Raw genomic sequence first — 17518 nt, forward strand, 5'->3', positions numbered from 1 at the left:
AGAGGAGGCAGGAGGGGGAAAGGAGCAGGGGGAAATGACTTCTTCATCCTGCCGTGAAACGAAGGGGGGAACATGAGTCTGAGTCCTGCTACCTTGCCTCTTGTTCAATAGGAGCGATGCCTACGGCGGTAAACTACGCTCTTAAACTTCTCAGATAGTAACTCAGTATGAAGCTTAACCAACTGCCAGTCTAGGGGAAAGTAGTTTTGTTAAAAACCTTGCCAGCCCCGCTAAAGCAACACCTATAAAACAGACTGTTTATCAATCACCTTTATTTATCGTTTTAAAAAACAAGAGTATTTGCTCTTATATGGTTGCAAGCCATAATATTGACTTCATGAGCTCCCAAGGTACCTTGCTGAGGAAAAAATCACCAATTTGATTAGAGGCAATCGCTTCTAAAAACCGGGAAACTGGCTGATGACTAGCGAACCTCAATCGGTTGTCGTTAGGTAAAACAGTCACAAAATCTCCTTATCTGCCCTCACAGCGAAGAGCAGAGAAAGACTAGAACAAACAGCATTGAATATCGTGAGCAACAATTATGAGTTGGCTAATTAGTACATTATTTATTGGGATATCTGTCGCTTTTGCAACTACCTTTGACGACAATTTATATTTGACAGCTTTTTTTGGAAAAGTCAATCGCAGCTTTCGTCCAAAGCATATTATTATCGGTGAATTTCTGGGATTTACTACCTTAGTGTGCGCTAGTCTCCCTGGTTTCTTCGGTGGTCTTGTGATTCCTAGCACCTGGATTGGATTACTAGGTTTGCTTCCCATTGCTATTGGTATCAGTAATTTCATCAGTCGAGAAGAGGAAGGAGAGACAGTGCAAGCTGTGTCGGTTGAGTTAAACTCTCCTGTCAAATCTGAACGCCAGAATAAATCATTATTAGCAACCATCCGCGATCCTCAAACCTACCGCGTTTCTGCTGTCACCATTGCCAATGGAGGAAACAACATTGGGATCTATGTACCGTTGTTTGCTAGTAGCAATCTTCCAAGTTTGAGTGTGATTTTGTGTGTTTGTTATTTCAGTATTGGGGCGTGGTGTTTACTCTCTTACAACCTGACTCGTAATCCTCTGATGACCCCCATTTTAACCCGCTTCGGCCGGAAAGTCTTCCCATTTGTCTTAATTTACCTGGGACTCTCTATCTTAATTAAAAGTGAATCATATCGACTGTTACCTAGTCTGGCAATGCTTTCTAATTAGGAATTACACCCGAACTGAAAACTTGTTACTTGGGAATGCGATTTCTACGATGGTCACTGAGCTTTGTTGAAATGCGGGCTACGCCTACGGAGATGGGTGCTATTCCCTAACACAACCAAACTAATCACCTGATCGTTTCCCATCCACAAAGATTTTTTAATCACTTAAATTTATCAATTAGAATCAAAATAATATTTGATGTTATCAATCAATTTATCTAAAGTGAGAATAAAGCACATTATTGATGGCTCTTATAAAAGCAAACCCACTACTACGAATAATCACAGAAAGGAACTCATGAATCAATCAAATTCTAAAAAATTAACTCGGTGGATAGTAACAGTAGTATTTCTGGTACTTGTAGCAGGATTTTCGCTCCTTGACCAGCAAGCAGTTAAAGCTCAAACATTAACAACATCCATACCTACTGAGTCTGAATTAGCTCCAGTCACATCTCCGGTTACATCGCCAATGGAGTCTGAACTAGCTCCAGTCATACCTCCGGTTACATCGCCAATGGAATCTGTAACTTCCCCAGTTATACCTCCAGTTGTGTCTGTAGCAACAAATGTTAGACATTTATTACAAACCAATGAATGTGTCGGATGTAACCTAACTGGAGCAATGCTTAAGGATGCAAACCTGCAAGCGGCAAATTTGGAGGGTGCTAACTTACAAAATGCAGACTTAGAAAGGGCTAACCTACAGCAAACAAACTTAAAAGGGGCAAACTTTCAAGGAGCAGATTTAGGTAAGGTAAACCTTTTGGGAGCAAACCTGTTAGGAGCAAACCTATTTGATGCAGACTTAGAAAAAGCCAACCTGTTGGGAGCAAATCTGCAAATGGCTAACCTACAGGGCGCAGACTTGGAAAAGACAAATCTCACAAATGCAAACATCCAGGGGGTTAACCTGATGGGGGTTGATTTGGAAGGTGCTATCAGACCTGAAGGATTCACTGTTCAGTAATTAAACTGAAGTTCTGAGTAAATTTAATAAAAACCCTCAAAAGCCTGATTCAGTAATGAATACAGGCTTTTATTTTTAAAGATTTGTACTCATATAATTGTCGGAATTTGCGATCGCCACAATAGTAGATAAAGGCACGTCAGCAAAATACTGTTGCTGAAATTGTTCTTCTCGGACAGTAGCTAAAAATCGTGCCACTGCTTCATCAGCAAGGTTTTCTGCTCTATCACTCGGATGCCAAGTAATTTGTAAATAATTGTCTTGTCGTTTGACTGTGAATCCTAAATGTTTTAAAGCTTTAATTCCTACAAGTAAAGTTTGGTCGCTGATGCCGATTTTCTCTAAAAGTTGGACGCGGGTAACTGGTTGATTTGTGCGGCTGAGGTATTTGGCAATTCCGACAAGAGTCAGCCAAATTTGATTGGGTGGTTGGTGTTTGGGTTTAGACCAAGCGATCGCTAATTGTTGTTGATTGGAAAGCGTAGATGCGGAGCGGCTTATCGCTAAACATCGCCGCAACCATAGGCGTAAATTATCCCAACTCGTGGGACAATCTTCAAGAATCAACGCTAAGTCTTGAGTTGTGTTAGCCCTAGCCTGTGAATATTCCTGATTCCGTAAGTCTAAGATGAGTGGTGAGTGTTGAGTGTTCAGTGCTGAGTTAACACTTGGACGCACGGCAATTAATCTGATTTCATAACGTTTTTTAAAGGTGTTGTAGTCTAATTCAGCTATGCAATCACACCTTCCTATGGGCAATTCATCTTTGTAGTGTCCCCACCATAAGCCAGGAAAAGCACTTCTGCCGGAATCATCCCGAATATCAAACTCAGTTTTAATGTACTGTACCTTCTTCCCTTGCCAATCCTGCTGATTACGATGCCAGGCATTTTCAAACCAACAGTTTTGAATTAGCAACTTCGGAACAGGATTACCCATTCCACAAGGTTCTAGCACTTTCAGTTCTAAAAATAACTCTTTCCCCAAGTCTGCAACTGTCACCGTCAAGTCTGCTTGCACTGTTGGCGTTAGGGTTGTACTACCTAAAGATTGCCGCAACTGCTGATTAATCGCTGCTGTAAATAAAGGAATATTCTCTACTAACAAACTCAACCCAGCTGCAAAGGGATGTCCGCCAAAGCGATGTAACAAATGTGCTTGGTCTTTTACCAGTTGGTATAAATCTACAGAATTCACCGAACGGGCGGAACCACGAGCGAGGGATTGGGGATTAGGGATTGGGGATTGGGAAAATTCCTCCCCAGTCCCCAGTTCCCAGTCTCCAGTCCCCAGTCCCTCTGTACTTAATAAAATAGTCGGGCGACCCGTTTCTTGTGCTACTTGTCCGGCAACTAAGCCCAACACACCCGCAGGCCATTGGGCATCTTCTAGGACGATGACGCTGGTGGTTGATAAGTCTAATTGAGTAAGTTTTTGTGCTACTTGCGCTTGTACATCTTTTTGCAAAGATTTGCGTCTGGTGTTTGCGAGTTCTGTAACTTCGGCTAATTCGTTACAACGTTTGACATCTCGACTGGTTAATAATTCAACGCAAAAACTGGCATCACCTTGGATGCGGCTAACGGCGTTAATTCTTGGGCCCAAACCAAAGGAAATATCTGTGGGGCGATCGCCACTTTTCTGGCACAATTCTAATAATCGCCCCACTCCCGGACGACGACGCGCTGCTGGTAGCTGTTTAAAATCTTCTTGTAGTCGTTGAATTCCCAACTGCGCCAAATAACGACAATCTCCACTTAACTGCACTAAGTCGGCAATTAATCCTACTGCTACTAAATCTAATAAATCCTCTAACGGATGTTTTGCAACATTAGGCAGACTTTGATATAGTGCCTCCACCAACTTATAAGCTACCGCTACCCCAGAAAGATTAAATAGCTGATGTTCTCTTGAAAAATAGCGGGGATTGATAATTGCTGCGACGGGTGGGCGTTCAGTTGGTAAAGTATGATGGTCTGTAACTATTACATCTATGCCTAGCTGTTTAGCGTAGATAATTTCCTCAATATTTGTGCTGCCAGTATCGCAAGTAACAATTAATTTACAACCTTGTTTTGCTAAGTTATCAATCCCTTGATTATTGAGACCATGAGATTCTTTCAGGCGATTGGGAATATAGAAAATTAACTGAGTATTTTGTTTAAAAAATTGCCCTAATCCATCCCAAAGTACAGATGTAGCAGTAATCCCATCAGCATCAAAATCTCCCCAAATAGCAATTTTTTCTTTGGCGTTATATGCTTGTTGCAACCGTTCGATCGCTAAGTCCATTTCTTGCCCAAACTCAAAGGGACTTGCTGGTTGATAAGCTTTATAGTTAATAAAAGCTGTTAATTGTTGATGATCTTTAATTCCCCGTTGCCACAACAATTGTGCTGCATATATTCCACTTGATAGGGGCGTATACTGTTTCACCGCTTGGATGAACCACTCCGGGGGTTGTTCGGTTGCTGTTATAGTCCACTGCTGTTGTTCTGGCATTGTTTAAATCGGGGATTGATCCTCAGTTGTTTGAGATTCACCTGCTAGGGGATTAAGAATTACTTCATTAGCGACGCTCTCAGCTTTACGGGCACGAATTGCCGGACGCGATCGCTTGTAACCTGCTCTTTCAGCTTTTTGGTGTTCGTAATCAATTAATCTGCCATAATATTCATGCTTGCTTAAATTCATCGACAAGAAAATATGCTGGCGAGTATTACCAAAACCCTTGCGGTTAAAAAACTTTAAGGCTGAAGTATTGGTGGGATCGGTATCTACCAGCATAAACCGCGCCCCATCTTCAATCATCCGGGCGACGACTTTATCAACCAACTTATCTGCTACTCCCCGACGCTGATACTTCGGACTAACTCCCAACCATAAAATATATCCATAAGTCCAGGATGCTTTGGTGATGATAGTTCCCAAAATGAATCCGGCTAATTCTCCGTCTGTTTCGGCCACAAGACAATATTCAGGATCGGTGTTGTAAAGTCCAATCACCTCCCATTCATCCCATGTGCGGTATAAATAAGGATATAAATCACTGGTAAATAACCCTTCTCCCAAGTGGTAAACGGGAGCAATGTCATCAATTCCTAATTCGCGGACATAAATGGCTTCAGTTTCGTCAAAAGTTGACATAAATTTAGAAGTTGTGATTTTTTTATATCCCTATTGGACTTGACAACATCCTTTAATATATGGGGTTGAGTGAGACTTCTTGAATGCTGTCAAAATTTGGCAATGAGTCTTTCACTGCTTCTTCAGAAACTTGCGTGCGATCGCACCGTTTGGCAAACTGACAATAATCACAAGTTTTGCTACCCTCCGCCACTTGAGGAAACTGCTGGTTATTTTGGTAATCTTCCAGCCAATTAGTTAACTGGCTTAACAGTTGATTAAGTTCCTTTGCTATTTTTGTGTGTTGAACAGTATTGTAATTAAATTTAATATTTTGCGGCTTACCCTCAGATTGGACAAACCAGTAAGTCATGGAAATATTTTCTGGCGAATAATCGCTAGTTTCTGCCAATACATAGAGATAAAGCCGTGTTTGCCAGTTGGACTCTAACTCGCGTTTATTGGGTGGTTTAGGATAAGTTTTCCAGTCGAGAATTTGCGCTTGTTGGTTATCTGCAATCAATAAATCATAGACAACCGTCAGTAAATAATCCTGAACTTGTAGGGTGCGGTAGTGTTCACTTTCACGGAAAGTTTGATTATCAGACGCAGCCGTTAAAATTTCAGGTGCTGCATCAGCAAAACCTAGCATCCAGCTTTGGAGTTTAGCATCTGCTTGCAGGAAACTATCAATTGGCAAACCCATTTCTCGCTGCTGCATTAGCAAGTGAAAACGACTACCCAAAGTTTGCCGTTCTTCTTGTTCTGGATTTGAGGGCGAATTGAGTTTTTCTAAATAGGTATGTTGAAATTTACGCGGACAAGCTTCTAGTAAGTTGAGTTGTCCTTGAGACAGTCGCAGTAGTTGAGTAGGAGTTAACAGCATTCTTCTATTTTAGAAGTTAAAAGGGCGAATGACCTCCGCCCTAGCTCTAAGTTGACACCCAAACAATAACTGCTATAGTTCTCATATCTGTTATTTCAACTCTTCATCATCTGCCTCATCTTGGTGATTAGAATGTCTCGTTTTTCCTTGGGACTTGATGGAGCCAAGCAATCAAGCGCGAGTTAATTTCCCTAGAAGAATTGCTAGATGATATTGTGCGTCCATTGCCCAAAAGGGAAGTACTTGAAGCACTCGCTAATTGAACAAAAAATTGCATTTTCACTCTCCAGTCTGTGGTGATGAAATACATGACTGACCGATTAATTGAACAGGTTTATCACGAAGTTACTACTGGGGATATTAGGCTATTTATAAGCCATTTACTTGTACTGGACATAACGGTTCGGTAAAATCAGTTGCCTTCAGTTCCGATGGTCAAATTTTAGCTAGTGGCAGTGAAGACCAAACAGTAAATTTATGGGATCTCCACACATGAAAATGCTTTAAAAGTTTACAGGGAAATACCAATACAGTCAGGTCAGTTGCCTTTAGTCCCGATGGTCAAACCCTAATTTGTGGTAGCCAAGATGAGACAATTAAAGTTTGAGATGTATTGACAGGTGAGTGCCTAAAAACACTGCGTAGGCTAGCTCTTCTCTACGAGAGGCTGCGCCCTAAGCGTAGCTATTTACGGCTACGCTCAGGAACCACCCGTCGTAGACATCGCCAAAACCTTACGAAGGAATGAATATCACCGGCGTGACAAGGTTAACCGCAGCACAGGTAGTAACGCTGAAAGCTTTAGGGGCAGTGGAAGATCCAGAGTAAAAATAAAAGGTAAAAGAATGAATTTTGCCTTTTCCTTCATCCTTTTACCTTTTTTATGTACCTGATGCTTATTTCATGTTAGCCCTTGCGTCCTTCACTGCGGCAAAGAAAAAGAATCCGGTGAGTGGAATGCTCAATGCGAGGATAATCGCCGTGACTTGGAAACCCAAATCTGGTTGTCCGTAACTGAGTTCAAAAATCGAACCAACAGCTGCGATCGCACTTACACAAGAACCACCCAGAAATAAACTGCTTTTTGGAGTTAAATACACTACTAGCCCCCTATGCTATTGGTTTCACCGCTTGATACGAGAAGCCATTTTTAGATAGCTCCTGGGCTAAAGTCAAGGAGTTTTCTACACGGTCTACAAATACCACACCGTTGAGGTGATCCATCTCGTGCTGAATGCAGCGTCCTAAAAGGGCATTAGCCTTTAATGTTCGAGGACGACCATATTCGTCTTTATAGGCTATCTCCACGACTTCAGGACGCTTTACGTCTAGATATACGTTAGGAATGCTTAAGCATCCTTCTTCGGCAACAGAGATGTCACGGCTGACTTGTTTAATGGTGGGGTTAATCAACACCAAAGGCGGATTAGCTGCGTTCTCTGGTTCCAGGTCGATGACAATTAGTTGTTTGTGAATTCCCACTTGGGGGGCAGCCAAACCAATGCCATCTTTGCTGTACATAGTTTGCAGCATTTCCCGCACCATCCGGCGAAGTTCGTCATCTACTTTAGAAACCCGCTTTGCAGCTTGACGCAGCACGCGATCGCCTAAATAATGAAGCTCCAAAGGTGGATTTTTTAACTTTTTTTTCTCTACAGCAATTTCAGAAGGCATGAGTCTCAATGGCTAGTGGTGAAAATTCTTACTATTTTCATTCTATCAAGTTGGGGAATGAGGAGTGGGGAATTGGGAATCGGGAGTGCTGAATGATGAATGATGAATTATAAATTACGAATTACGAATTACGAATTACGAATTATTGGCTGGGGTGATGTGTGTTGAAATCTTTTACGAAACTAGACTATCTGCTTAAAGAAACTTTCCTCGGTTTGCTGCGGGGAGGTTGGATGAATTGGGCAGCTGTAAGTACTGTGACAGTGTTACTGTTTTTATTTGGTTTGAGTTTGCAAACCTCTTGGCAAGTCGAAAAACTACTCTATCAGTTCGGTAGTCAGCTAGAAGTATCAGTTTATCTTGAACCGGATGCACGGGCCGAAAATATTGAGCCACTGATCGCAAAAATGCCAGAGGTTGCAGCGATGCAAACCATTACCAAAGAGCAAGCTTGGACTAAGTTAGTTAAGGAAATGAGAATTTCTGATATTGAGGGTGCTACCCAGCAGCTAGGTGAGAATCCCTTGGTTGACGAGATGAAGGTGAAAGCGCGTAATTCTCAAGTTGTACCAACTTTAGCAACGCAACTGGCTAAGTTGCCAGGAGTTGAGACGGTGGAGTATATCGATGAAGCAGTTAAACGCATTGCCCAGTTGCACCGAGGGCTGAACTGGATTACTTTAACAATTACAATTATTCTGACCCTAACAGCGATCGCAGTGACTACAACCACAATTCGGTTGATTGTGATGGCGCGACGGCAAGAAATTGAAATTATGCAACTAGTGGGAGCAACCTCAGCTTGGATTTACCTGCCGTTTATTTTACAAGGAATTGCTTTTGGTTTAGTTGGTGGTGCGATCGCTTGGAGTTTCATTTCTGTGATTCAACAGTTTCTTAGTAAATTGCTAGCCAATCAACCTGAGTTTATTCAAGTTATCAGCAATGGTGTGCAACTCACTCCAGCCCAAGTTTTACTATTACCCTTGATTCTTTTGAGTTTCGGTGCAGCTGTAGGATTAATGGGAAGCTTATTTGCAGTCCGAAGTTTTGCTAAAGGATAGTCATTTGTCCTTTGTCATTTGAACTCGGAACTTCGACCTTTTAACTTAAAATTTTGAAAATTTTAAAAGAACAACTGAAGTTTGGGATTGAACGAATATGAAATTAATCCTACATATCAACTTAACAAGGCTAATTAAATGACCAATGACAAATGACAAAGGACAAATCTTTATGAAATCGCAATGGGAAGGTTTTCTGCAAAATCTTGGTGTATGGGAAGGTTCATTTACCAATTTTTCTCCCGAAGGTACACTTCTAAACGATACTCCTAGCCGTCTTTCCCTAGAAGGTTTAAACAATAACCAGACAGTGCGCCTAACTCTGAGCCGTTCGGGAAAGGATGATGTAATCAGAGAATTTAGGTCTGTGGGAGGAGGTCTGCTATTTTTTGAAAATGGTTCATTTTCTGAAGGTTTAATTCAGCTAGGGTCATTTTCCGAATTTGGTGGAGAACTCGCTTTTGTTCATGAAAATCGCCGCTTACGTCTGGTACAACTGTTTGATAAAAATGGTCATTTAAATGGACTAACTCTCATTCGAGAACATCTAGCTGGAACCCCGGTAGCAGAACGTCCCTCTTTGCAGATAAATGACTTGTTAGGAGAATGGCGAGGACAAGCAATGACAATCTATCGAGATTTGCGTCCGCCTGATATTTACTCTACAACTTTGAAAATACAACTTGATGATGCTGGGCGATTAATTCAAAGTACTTCTTTTGGCGATGTCTCACGACAAGCCGCTTCTCTACGAGAGGCTACGCCAACGCGTCTACGCACAATTACCTCAACTGCTACTATCAAAGGTTCCATCGTTCTCTTTGACCAAGATCCAGAAAAACAGGTACAAGTATTATTGTTACCTGATGGCGCTTCTGCAACTTCTCCTCTAAAGGTACAATTACGACAACCCTTATTTCTGGAAGCAGGTTGGTTAATCCAGCCAAATCTGCGCCAGAGGATGATTCGCAGCTATAACGACAAAGGCGAATGGGTTAGTCTGACATTAGTTACTGAAGAAAGGGTGTAAGGGATTTGTGAGTGCGATCGCTTATCTCCGATAATTTCGATCAACACTTTATAATTTTTGATCCATTTGTAGAACAAATAGCAAGCAGTAGTACAACTTACCTCTCGTAAGGAAACCTTAAATGGTACAAACCCCTGCTAAACCCCTGACTTTAAGTGAATTTCTGGATCTGCCAGAAACAGAACCTGCCAGTGAATACATTGATGGGCGTATCATTCAAAAACCGATGCCGCAAGGAGAACACAGCGCAATTCAGACCGAGTTAGTACCTGCAATTAACTTGGTCGTAAAACCCAAACAAATTGCACGGGCTTTCTGTGAGCTTCGCTGTACATTTGGCGTAGGCGTAGCCCGCCGTAGGCATCGCTCAATTGTGCCTGACATTTCTGTGTTTATGTGGGACAGAATTCCCCGTAAAGATAATGGTGGGGTTGCTAACGTCTTCTCAATTGCCCCAGATTGGACAATTGAAATTCTATTTCCCGATCAAAGTCAAACTAAAGTTACTAAAAATATTACTCAGATGGGATGGCTGATTGATCCTAAAGAACAATCCGTGTTTGTCTATTTGCCAGATAAACCAACAACTTTTTACGAAGAACCAGGAACACAGTTACCAATGCCAGAATTTGCTAAAGATTTCAGCCTGACAGTAGAAGGTTTATTTAGCTGGTTGTTGGAGTGATTGTAGTTTTGCTATATCCTCAGCAATAATCTCAAGCTATCTTCTTCCAGATAAATTAGCGATCACACTATCTCATGAGACATCACACTTCATTTACCATATTTAAAATCTGATTGTATAGGGCTGGAGAAACTCTAAACTCTGATGTAGTAATTAAGGCATCCATCAACAGTTTGACAGCAACTATGAGATTTTGGTGTTTCGCCTCAATCAAAATGGTAGCCCAAGAAACCTCAAACTAGGTTACGGTGCAGTAATTTTGTTAAATTGCGATCGCACTTTTCATCGTGGAAGTGTTTAAGATTGTGAGTGGAAAAATCTGTTGGGTAACGCCATCCCTCTACCCAACCTTATATTTTAAAAATAAGTGGTAGACTGTTCGCTGTAAAGTTATTGTTAGCCTGCGTCCCGATCGCCATTGTTTTCAATGTAACGGCGCAAAACTGAGTTAATCAGTGTTTTGTACTCTGCACCTTGTTCACGAAACCACGTTATCACTTCTGGATCTAACTGGATCAGGTCACTGGCTCGTTTTGCGGGAATCCTCAGTGTGGCATTTTCAAAAAACTTATCGTTCAAAGGTGGGATGTCTGAGTAATCAATATCCTCATCCGTCATCGCCTCTAATGCAGCCCAATCAGTACGTGAGGTATTGTTCAAGTCGTTGACGCTCATATCGGTTTGCCCTTCGTGCTGAGATAATGCGGACTATGTTGTTCTGTCGTTCTGTCCAAACGACAACCGCTACACCGTTGCCTAGAAAGCCGATTCCGATCCAGCGATCTTCGCCATAATCAAAACGCTCATCAAGCTCAACCAGCATGGAATTGTCAAACATTCCGGGGACATCTGCAAAATCAATTCGATGTTTACGAATATTTTCAAGATTCTTCGTTTCGTCCCACTCAAACTGCATGAAGGCTTAATGAACAATACATAAACAGTTAAGCCCATTATCGCTTATTTCAGATGAATGATAAATCCTCCGTTTTTAACTGGAGAGCCAGTTAATATCAATACTTTGATCAACTCGCTTTAGAGCTTCGATACATGTTACCAGGGATTGGTTTGCATTCTGGGCAGCTAAAAGTGTAATTGAGTTTGGATCTTGAATGTTAGACCAATCCAGGCTGGCTATATTTTGAATACTAGCTTTGTGATGAGCAAGTTTATTTCTATCGTCGAAAAGTTTTTGGAGATTATGAACCTCAGCAGAATCCGTCGTTAAAGCAAAATTTCCATTAATGTCATGTGGGATGTTGATCCATTTAACTACTGTTTCACCCAATCCTAAATTTTTATTCGTCTTAAATTTTCTCAAGTACACTTCATCTTTACCCTTACTGATTGCATAGTAGTTGATAAAGGATTCAGCAACCAGAGCGCTAAAAACAACTGTAATAATATTCGACTTGTTAATTAACTGTAAGCTCTGTAATAAATAGGCAGCATCTTCTGGCTTCAAGCTTTTCCCTTGATATGTAGAGGAGTTAACGCCCAATTTCTCATTTAGGTCAAAATCAGTTTCCTGTGACTTTTGAAGATGCTCTCTAGCTATCTCAAAATATCTTTCGTGATTGGTGAACTCTAACTTATCCCAGTTCATACCACTTTCTATAAGCTTTTAAATTAAATGCTGTTAAATGTTATACCAATAAGCACTGATGTTGCAACGCTTGCTTAAGTAGCATTTGATACTCTTCATCCCCAACCCGATAAGCCCCAAACCTCTCCAAATGCGGATTCATCATTTGGGCATCAAAAAATACAAATTTCCTCTGACGCAATCTTTCTACCAACTTTACCATCGCTACCTTTGAACCTTCGGGAATGCGGTAAAACATCGACTCTCCAATGAAAGCACCGCCAATGACAATCCCTAAAATTCCCCCAGCTAATTCGTCACCCTGCCAAGTTTCAAAACTAAAAGCATAACCACTTTGGTAAAGTAGCCAGTAAATCTTTTCCAATTCCGGCGAAATCCAAGTTGTCTCTCTGTCAGCACACCCAGCCACCACAGCTTGGAAGTCCCGATTAATCGCCACAGTAAACCGTTCTTGATTCAGAACGCGCTGTAAAGACTTGGGGTAACGAAACCGCTCATCCAAAGGAATAAAAGTCCGATCGCGACTTCCGTACCAACTCAGGCGATCGCGTTCATCAGCCATGAGAAAATAGCCTTGTGCATAGCCCTCAACAATAGCGGCGATATCATATTGCATAAATAAATATAAAAAAAACACTAGAGAAACGCAATTTGATGCTAGAAGTCAACCTCAGCGTTCCTCTGCGTTTCCCTCCGCGTCCCTCTGCGTTAAAAAACATGACTCAACCAATCCCACCCATCACCCTACCACCGCCTGAGAATCCGTTACTCGAAGGTGAATGGTTACGAGAACGCTTACAACGGTGGCTAGATACAGAATTTATCCCCGAAGCAGTAAACCAAAATATTGCCCAACGAGCCGCACAAATTTTTGTGCGTCAACGGATGGAAGGAGAAAATGACCTTGGTTCTCTGGTAATTGCCATTGTCACAGAGATGCAGTCGTATGATTTTTCCAATAGCTTTTATGGAGAGTTTGCGATCGCCAACGCCGTCAGCGATCTACTCTTAGAAAGTCTGGGAATTGATAAGTGTTGTGGTCAATAATATTTTGTCATTTGTCATTTGTCCTTTGTCATTTGTTCTTTACCAATGACTAATGACTAATGACCCTTACGGGTTCGCCAGTCACTCATGGGGGAAACCCCCAAGACCGCGCTGGCTCACTAATGACTCTTAACTACCAGCTAGACTTAACAACTCCAGGCAAAAGACCTTCATGCGCCCATTCTCGTAGCACGTTCCGAGAGAGTCCGAAATCGCGGTAAACTCCTCTAGAACGACCAGTCAACCAGCAACGATTGCGGTGGCGGGTGGGCGCACTATTCCGGGGTAGCTGTTGAATCTTTCTGTGGATTTCTAGCTTATCCAAAGGAGATGCTGCACTTCTGAACTCATCCAAAAGGGCTTCTCGCTTGTCAGCATACTTTTCTATCAACTTGGTGCGCTTTTTCTCGCGCTCAATCATGCTCTTCTTTGCCATTATTCTCTAACTTATTTAAAGACACCGTTCTCCATTCTACAGTCTCTCCATCAATTCTGGGGTTACTTATGTTGCTTACCCTACAACCATTGGCTTATTGGCTACAGGGCATAAATCAGCAAGCTCACAAGCAATACAAACTGGAGAGCGGGCTTTACAAATAGCACGACCGTGATAAATCAACCGAATTGACCAATTTTCCCAATCAGGCTGAGGCAATAAACCCATTAAATCTTGCTCAATCCGAACGGGGTCTTTTGCTTCAGTTAAACCCAAGCGTTGACTGAGGCGCTTAACGTGAGTATCTACTGTCACCCCAACATTAATGCCATAAGCATGAGCCAAGACTACATTTGCTGTCTTGCGCGCCACCCCAGGAAGCTTTAACAACTGTTCCATTTGGTTGGGAACAACAGAGTTAAACTCGGTAACAATCATCCGACAAGCGGCTTGAATGTTTTTAGCTTTATTGTGATAAAACCCTGTAGAACGCACCAAACTTTCTAATTCTACTAAGTCAGCGATCGCTAAACTCTCAGCATCAGGAAACTTACCAAATAAAGCTGGTGTCACTTTATTCACTCGCTCATCAGTACATTGAGCAGATAGAATCGTTGCCACCAACAATTGTACTGGCGTTGAGTAGTTCAAAGAGCAAGTAGCATCTGGATAAAGACGCTTCAGACGAGCTAAAATTTCTAGCGATCGCTTCTTTTTAGATAACGATTTGCGGGTAGTAATCACTGGAATAATTTTTGTACCCACTCCAATTGGCTAGTTAATTGAGTAGTTTCTTTGACGATCAGAAAAATTCCTAAGCCTAAGAGTAACACCAAGCCAGTTTGCATTACACCTTCTTGAATCCGGGACGGTACAGGCTTACCGCGTAAACCTTCAATCAGCAGAAAAGCTAGTTGTCCGCCATCCAAGGCTGGTAAAGGCAAAATATTGATAATAGCCAAGTTAATGCTGATAATTGCCGCAAAAGACAACAGATTTACGCTATTATCCTCAGCTAATTTTGCACCGATTTTGACAATATTAACTGGCCCAGAAACTTGTCCAGCAGTTTGTTGAAAATTGGTAATCAACTGCCCAAAACCGCTCAGTGTCCCAACAAATAATTGTTGAAACCTGTTAGCAGCAAGACCAAAAATTTCAAAAGGACTATTCGGACGGCGATAAACTGCTGTAGCATTTGGACTAAGTGCCACACCAACTACACCTTTGCCATCGGCTCCCAGTTTTGGCGTTAATTTCAGGGTTTGTTGTTGGTTTTCACGCTGAATTTTTAGTTCGATTTGCTGATTGGGATGAGTTTGAATTTCTTTAGTCAGCAAAGGAGTTGATTTGTCAGAAGCCGGGAGTTCTTGACCGTTAACAGCCAGAATAATATCTCCTTCCCGAATTCCTGCTTGATAGGCAACAGATTCTTGATTAACAGGCTGTACAACGACACCAGCTTGATAGTTTAATTCTTTGGGAATACCAACAATACCCAATTGCAGAACCAGCACCAAATAGGCAAATATTAAATTTGCAATCACTCCAGCGCTGATGACAATCGCCCGGTCTAAAACTGGACGGTTACGCAGCAGATTTGGGTCATTGGGTGGAACATCGCTATCGGGGTCATCATCAGGAAAGCCCACAAAGCCGCCCAAGGGAAAAGCACGGATAGCATATTCGGTTTGTGAACCTTGGTACTTCAAAAGAACTGGGCCAAAACCCAAAGAAAAACGGTTAACGAGAATGCCTTGAGAACGAGCTGCAACAAAATGTCCCAACTCGTGTACCAAGATTAAAACAGCCAAGACTGCGATCGCTGCTAAAACTGACATAGAGTAAATTAGAGAAAATATTAAGCTATAGTTATCTCCATTCTAATTGGGCATTGGGTATTGGGTATTGGGTATTAGTCATTAGTCATTGGTAAATAACAAAGGACAAATGACTAATGACAAATTATAAAACTTCACGCCCCAAATAAGGTTGCAGCACTTCTGGTATCCTTACTGTCCCATCAGGTTGTTGATAATTCTCCAAAATTGCAGCCATAGTCCTTCCCACCGCCAAACCCGAACCATTCAAAGTGTGTACGAACTGAGTTCCTTTTTTCCCCGCCTCTTTGAAGCGAATATCAGCCCGTCTTGCTTGGAAATCTATAGTATTGGAACAGCTAGAAATCTCGCGGTATTTGCCAGAAGAGGGCAACCAAACCTCTAAATCATAAGTTTTGGTAGAGGCGAATCCCAAATCTCCAGTACTTAAATTTACTACTCGGTAAGGCAACCGCAAAGCCTGTAAAATTGCTTCTGCATTCCCTACTAATTTCTCCAGTTCATCAAAAGACGTACTAGGCTCAACAAATTTCACCATTTCCACCTTGTTGAACTGATGCAGGCGAATTAACCCCCGCATATCGCGCCCATAGCTACCAGCTTCGCGGCGAAAACAGGGAGTAAAAGCGCAGTGGTAAATAGGCAAATCCTCAGCAGCGAGAATTTCACCCCGGTAGAGGTTTGTAACTGGAACTTCCGCCGTCGGAATCAGCCATAAATCATCATCCGCGCATTTAAAGCTTTCTTCAGCAAACTTGGGTAACTGACCGGTCGCTGTCAAAGACTCGGTATTAACTAATAGAGGCGGACTGACTTCTACATATCCAGCTTGAGTATGGAGAGTCAGCATAAATTGAATTAATGCCCTCTCCAATGCCGCACCAGCGCCTATCAATGTCACAAAGCGACTTTGGGCAACTTTTACAGCTCGTTCAACATTGAGAATACCCAGCTTTTCGCCAATTTCCCAGTGAGGGAGAATATTCGGATTTTGGGGAATGTACTCATCACCCCAACGGCGCACTTCTACGTTATCTTCCTCATTCTTACCAAGGGGTGTAGAGTCGCTTGGCAAGTTGGGAAGTGCCAACACAAGTTGGGCAATTTCAGCTTTGAGTTCTTTTTCTTGGGGTTCCAGTTGACTCAAAGTAGCTTTTACAGAGTTACCTTCATCCCGCAAAGCTTGAATTTCTGGGTCTTGAGGACTGATCCCAGATTTAATCTTCTGCCCGACAATTTTACCAATTTCGTTGCTACGAGCTTGGAGTTGACTACGTGTCCCCTCAAGTTCCCGTTGTTGCCGATCTAACAGTAATATCGGTTCAATGTCGTATTTACCACTACGACTATTCAATCGTTCTTGAACTAATTGCGGATTTTCCCGTATTTGCTTAATATCCAGCACAGATTTTTCTCAGTTTCTAGCCTAAAATCTTTCTGTCAATACAGTTAACACATTAAGCATTTAGCATATAGTAATTTTGGTTTGCTGTGACTGGAAAAACAAAGTTTATTGCAAAAATTCAGTCTTAATCTCTGAATCAAGATTTTTCCCTAGCATCACTGCCAGTACTAAGAAAGCATATATTGCATTTAACCAATCATGAGCTAGTATCCTGAGCCACTCTTGTTTCAGTAACCTGAGCAAGACTTTGACCATTACCATTATTGTTATCAGTGGCTGCAAACGTCCTTTGAGTGATACTCTGCGCTTCCTTATCGTCTCTAGTTTGTCCAGGTGAAGGCAACCAGTATGCAAGCACACTTGATAAACCACCCCAATACAGAGCAACATTCTTATCGTCCCCTGGCGAGCCAAGCTTGAAAATGCACAGTCCCAATACGATGCTACTAAAGAAAACCTGTACGCCAAATCTCCATACGTCTTGATTAAATTTATGGGCTGGTTGATTTTTCATAGTGTTCAAACTTATA

The 17518-nt window shown here is 41.9% G+C and carries 21 protein-coding genes and 1 pseudogene; 7 read left to right on the plus strand and 15 right to left on the minus strand.

Going from position 1 to position 17518, the window contains the following annotated elements; translation table 11 throughout:
- Positions 1–544 precede the first annotated feature (544 nt).
- Positions 545–1219 carry a cadmium resistance transporter gene (locus tag IQ274_RS05605; RefSeq protein WP_163936463.1) on the plus strand — a complete coding sequence of 225 codons (675 nt, stop codon included), beginning with the start codon at positions 545–547 and terminating at the stop codon, positions 1217–1219.
- Between the two features lie 297 nt (positions 1220–1516).
- Entirely contained in the window at positions 1517–2188 is a 672-nt protein-coding gene (locus IQ274_RS05610; RefSeq protein WP_163936468.1) for a pentapeptide repeat-containing protein, read from the plus strand.
- Between the two features lie 75 nt (positions 2189–2263).
- On the opposite strand, the gene IQ274_RS05615 is transcribed toward IQ274_RS05610, so the two are convergent.
- The 3 genes from IQ274_RS05615 to IQ274_RS05625 are packed head-to-tail and all read right to left on the minus strand — an operon-like array spanning position 2264 to position 6200.
- The gene (locus tag IQ274_RS05615; protein ID WP_194141657.1) at positions 2264–4690 is read right to left on the minus strand and encodes a single-stranded-DNA-specific exonuclease RecJ; all 2427 of its coding nucleotides are present in this window, start codon (positions 4688–4690) and stop codon (positions 2264–2266) included.
- A 3-nt stretch (positions 4691–4693) separates the two neighbouring features.
- On the minus strand, positions 4694–5335 hold the full coding sequence (locus IQ274_RS05620; protein WP_163936474.1) for a GNAT family N-acetyltransferase: 642 nt from the start codon (positions 5333–5335) through the stop codon (positions 4694–4696).
- 52 nt (positions 5336–5387) lie between these two features.
- Positions 5388–6200: a PD-(D/E)XK nuclease family protein gene (locus IQ274_RS05625; protein WP_194141658.1), complete on the minus strand. Its 813-nt coding sequence runs from the start codon at positions 6198–6200 to the stop codon at positions 5388–5390.
- Positions 6201–6591: 391 nt separating this feature from the next.
- On the opposite strand from IQ274_RS05625, the pseudogene IQ274_RS05630 reads away from it, so the two are divergent.
- A pseudogene (locus tag IQ274_RS05630) lies at positions 6592–7028 on the plus strand (WD40 repeat domain-containing protein); the annotation flags it as partial.
- A 68-nt stretch (positions 7029–7096) separates the two neighbouring features.
- Here the strand turns inward: IQ274_RS05630 and IQ274_RS05635 are convergent.
- On the minus strand, positions 7097–7300 hold the full coding sequence (locus IQ274_RS05635; protein WP_163936482.1) for a hypothetical protein: 204 nt from the start codon (positions 7298–7300) through the stop codon (positions 7097–7099).
- A 10-nt stretch (positions 7301–7310) separates the two neighbouring features.
- Positions 7311–7874, minus strand: a complete 564-nt coding sequence (gene def / locus IQ274_RS05640; protein ID WP_114081866.1) for a peptide deformylase — start codon at positions 7872–7874, stop codon at positions 7311–7313.
- Between the two features lie 161 nt (positions 7875–8035).
- On the opposite strand from def, the gene IQ274_RS05645 reads away from it, so the two are divergent.
- The 3 genes from IQ274_RS05645 to IQ274_RS05655 all read left to right on the plus strand — a co-directional run bounded on the left by IQ274_RS05645 (position 8036) and on the right by IQ274_RS05655 (position 10653).
- Positions 8036–8938: a cell division protein FtsX gene (locus IQ274_RS05645; protein ID WP_194141659.1), complete on the plus strand. Its 903-nt coding sequence runs from the start codon at positions 8036–8038 to the stop codon at positions 8936–8938.
- Between the two features lie 172 nt (positions 8939–9110).
- Complete coding sequence (locus IQ274_RS05650) at positions 9111–9968, plus strand: DUF3598 family protein (RefSeq protein ID WP_194141772.1); 858 nt, start codon at positions 9111–9113, stop codon at positions 9966–9968.
- 121 nt (positions 9969–10089) lie between these two features.
- The gene (locus IQ274_RS05655) at positions 10090–10653 is read left to right on the plus strand and encodes a Uma2 family endonuclease (protein ID WP_194141660.1); all 564 of its coding nucleotides are present in this window, start codon (positions 10090–10092) and stop codon (positions 10651–10653) included.
- An 82-nt stretch (positions 10654–10735) separates the two neighbouring features.
- Here IQ274_RS05655 and IQ274_RS37245 read toward each other — a convergent pair whose 3' ends face one another.
- From IQ274_RS37245 to aat, 5 genes are all read right to left on the minus strand, one after another.
- A complete protein-coding gene (locus IQ274_RS37245) occupies positions 10736–10819 on the minus strand; it encodes a DUF3368 domain-containing protein (protein WP_243458463.1) in 84 nt (27 codons plus the stop codon).
- A gap of 230 nt (positions 10820–11049) precedes the next feature.
- Positions 11050–11328 (minus strand): BrnA antitoxin family protein, encoded by a 279-nt coding sequence (locus IQ274_RS05665; RefSeq protein WP_194141661.1) that lies wholly within the window; start codon positions 11326–11328, stop codon positions 11050–11052.
- Positions 11291–11569, minus strand: a complete 279-nt coding sequence (locus IQ274_RS05670) for a BrnT family toxin (protein WP_163929925.1) — start codon at positions 11567–11569, stop codon at positions 11291–11293. Before IQ274_RS05670 ends, IQ274_RS05665 begins: the two co-directional genes overlap by 38 nt.
- Positions 11570–11644: 75 nt before the next feature.
- The gene (locus tag IQ274_RS05675; RefSeq protein ID WP_163929923.1) at positions 11645–12259 is read right to left on the minus strand and encodes a hypothetical protein; all 615 of its coding nucleotides are present in this window, start codon (positions 12257–12259) and stop codon (positions 11645–11647) included.
- A gap of 40 nt (positions 12260–12299) precedes the next feature.
- Positions 12300–12875 carry a leucyl/phenylalanyl-tRNA--protein transferase gene (gene aat / locus IQ274_RS05680; protein ID WP_194141662.1) on the minus strand — a complete coding sequence of 192 codons (576 nt, stop codon included), beginning with the start codon at positions 12873–12875 and terminating at the stop codon, positions 12300–12302.
- A gap of 101 nt (positions 12876–12976) precedes the next feature.
- Here aat and IQ274_RS05685 point away from each other — a divergent pair, with 101 nt between their 5' ends.
- The gene (locus tag IQ274_RS05685) at positions 12977–13306 is read left to right on the plus strand and encodes a hypothetical protein (RefSeq protein ID WP_012410384.1); all 330 of its coding nucleotides are present in this window, start codon (positions 12977–12979) and stop codon (positions 13304–13306) included.
- 133 nt (positions 13307–13439) lie between these two features.
- Here IQ274_RS05685 and rpsN read toward each other — a convergent pair whose 3' ends face one another.
- From rpsN to IQ274_RS05710, 5 genes are all read right to left on the minus strand, one after another.
- Positions 13440–13742, minus strand: coding sequence for a 30S ribosomal protein S14 (gene rpsN / locus IQ274_RS05690; RefSeq protein WP_167306201.1), 303 nt, complete (start codon positions 13740–13742; stop codon positions 13440–13442).
- A gap of 75 nt (positions 13743–13817) precedes the next feature.
- Positions 13818–14507, minus strand: a complete 690-nt coding sequence (gene nth, locus IQ274_RS05695) for an endonuclease III (RefSeq protein WP_194141663.1) — start codon at positions 14505–14507, stop codon at positions 13818–13820.
- Positions 14483–15583, minus strand: a complete 1101-nt coding sequence (rseP, locus tag IQ274_RS05700; protein ID WP_194141664.1) for an RIP metalloprotease RseP — start codon at positions 15581–15583, stop codon at positions 14483–14485. Before rseP ends, nth begins: the two co-directional genes overlap by 25 nt.
- A 124-nt stretch (positions 15584–15707) precedes the next feature.
- Entirely contained in the window at positions 15708–16988 is a 1281-nt protein-coding gene (gene serS, locus IQ274_RS05705) for a serine--tRNA ligase (protein ID WP_194141665.1), read from the minus strand.
- Positions 16989–17184: 196 nt separating this feature from the next.
- Entirely contained in the window at positions 17185–17502 is a 318-nt protein-coding gene (locus IQ274_RS05710; RefSeq protein ID WP_228058047.1) for a hypothetical protein, read from the minus strand.
- Positions 17503–17518: the final 16 nt, after the last annotated feature.

It is taken from the genome of Nostoc sp. LEGE 12447, from assembly GCF_015206985.1.
Classification (GTDB): Bacteria; Cyanobacteriota; Cyanobacteriia; order Cyanobacteriales; family Nostocaceae; genus Nostoc.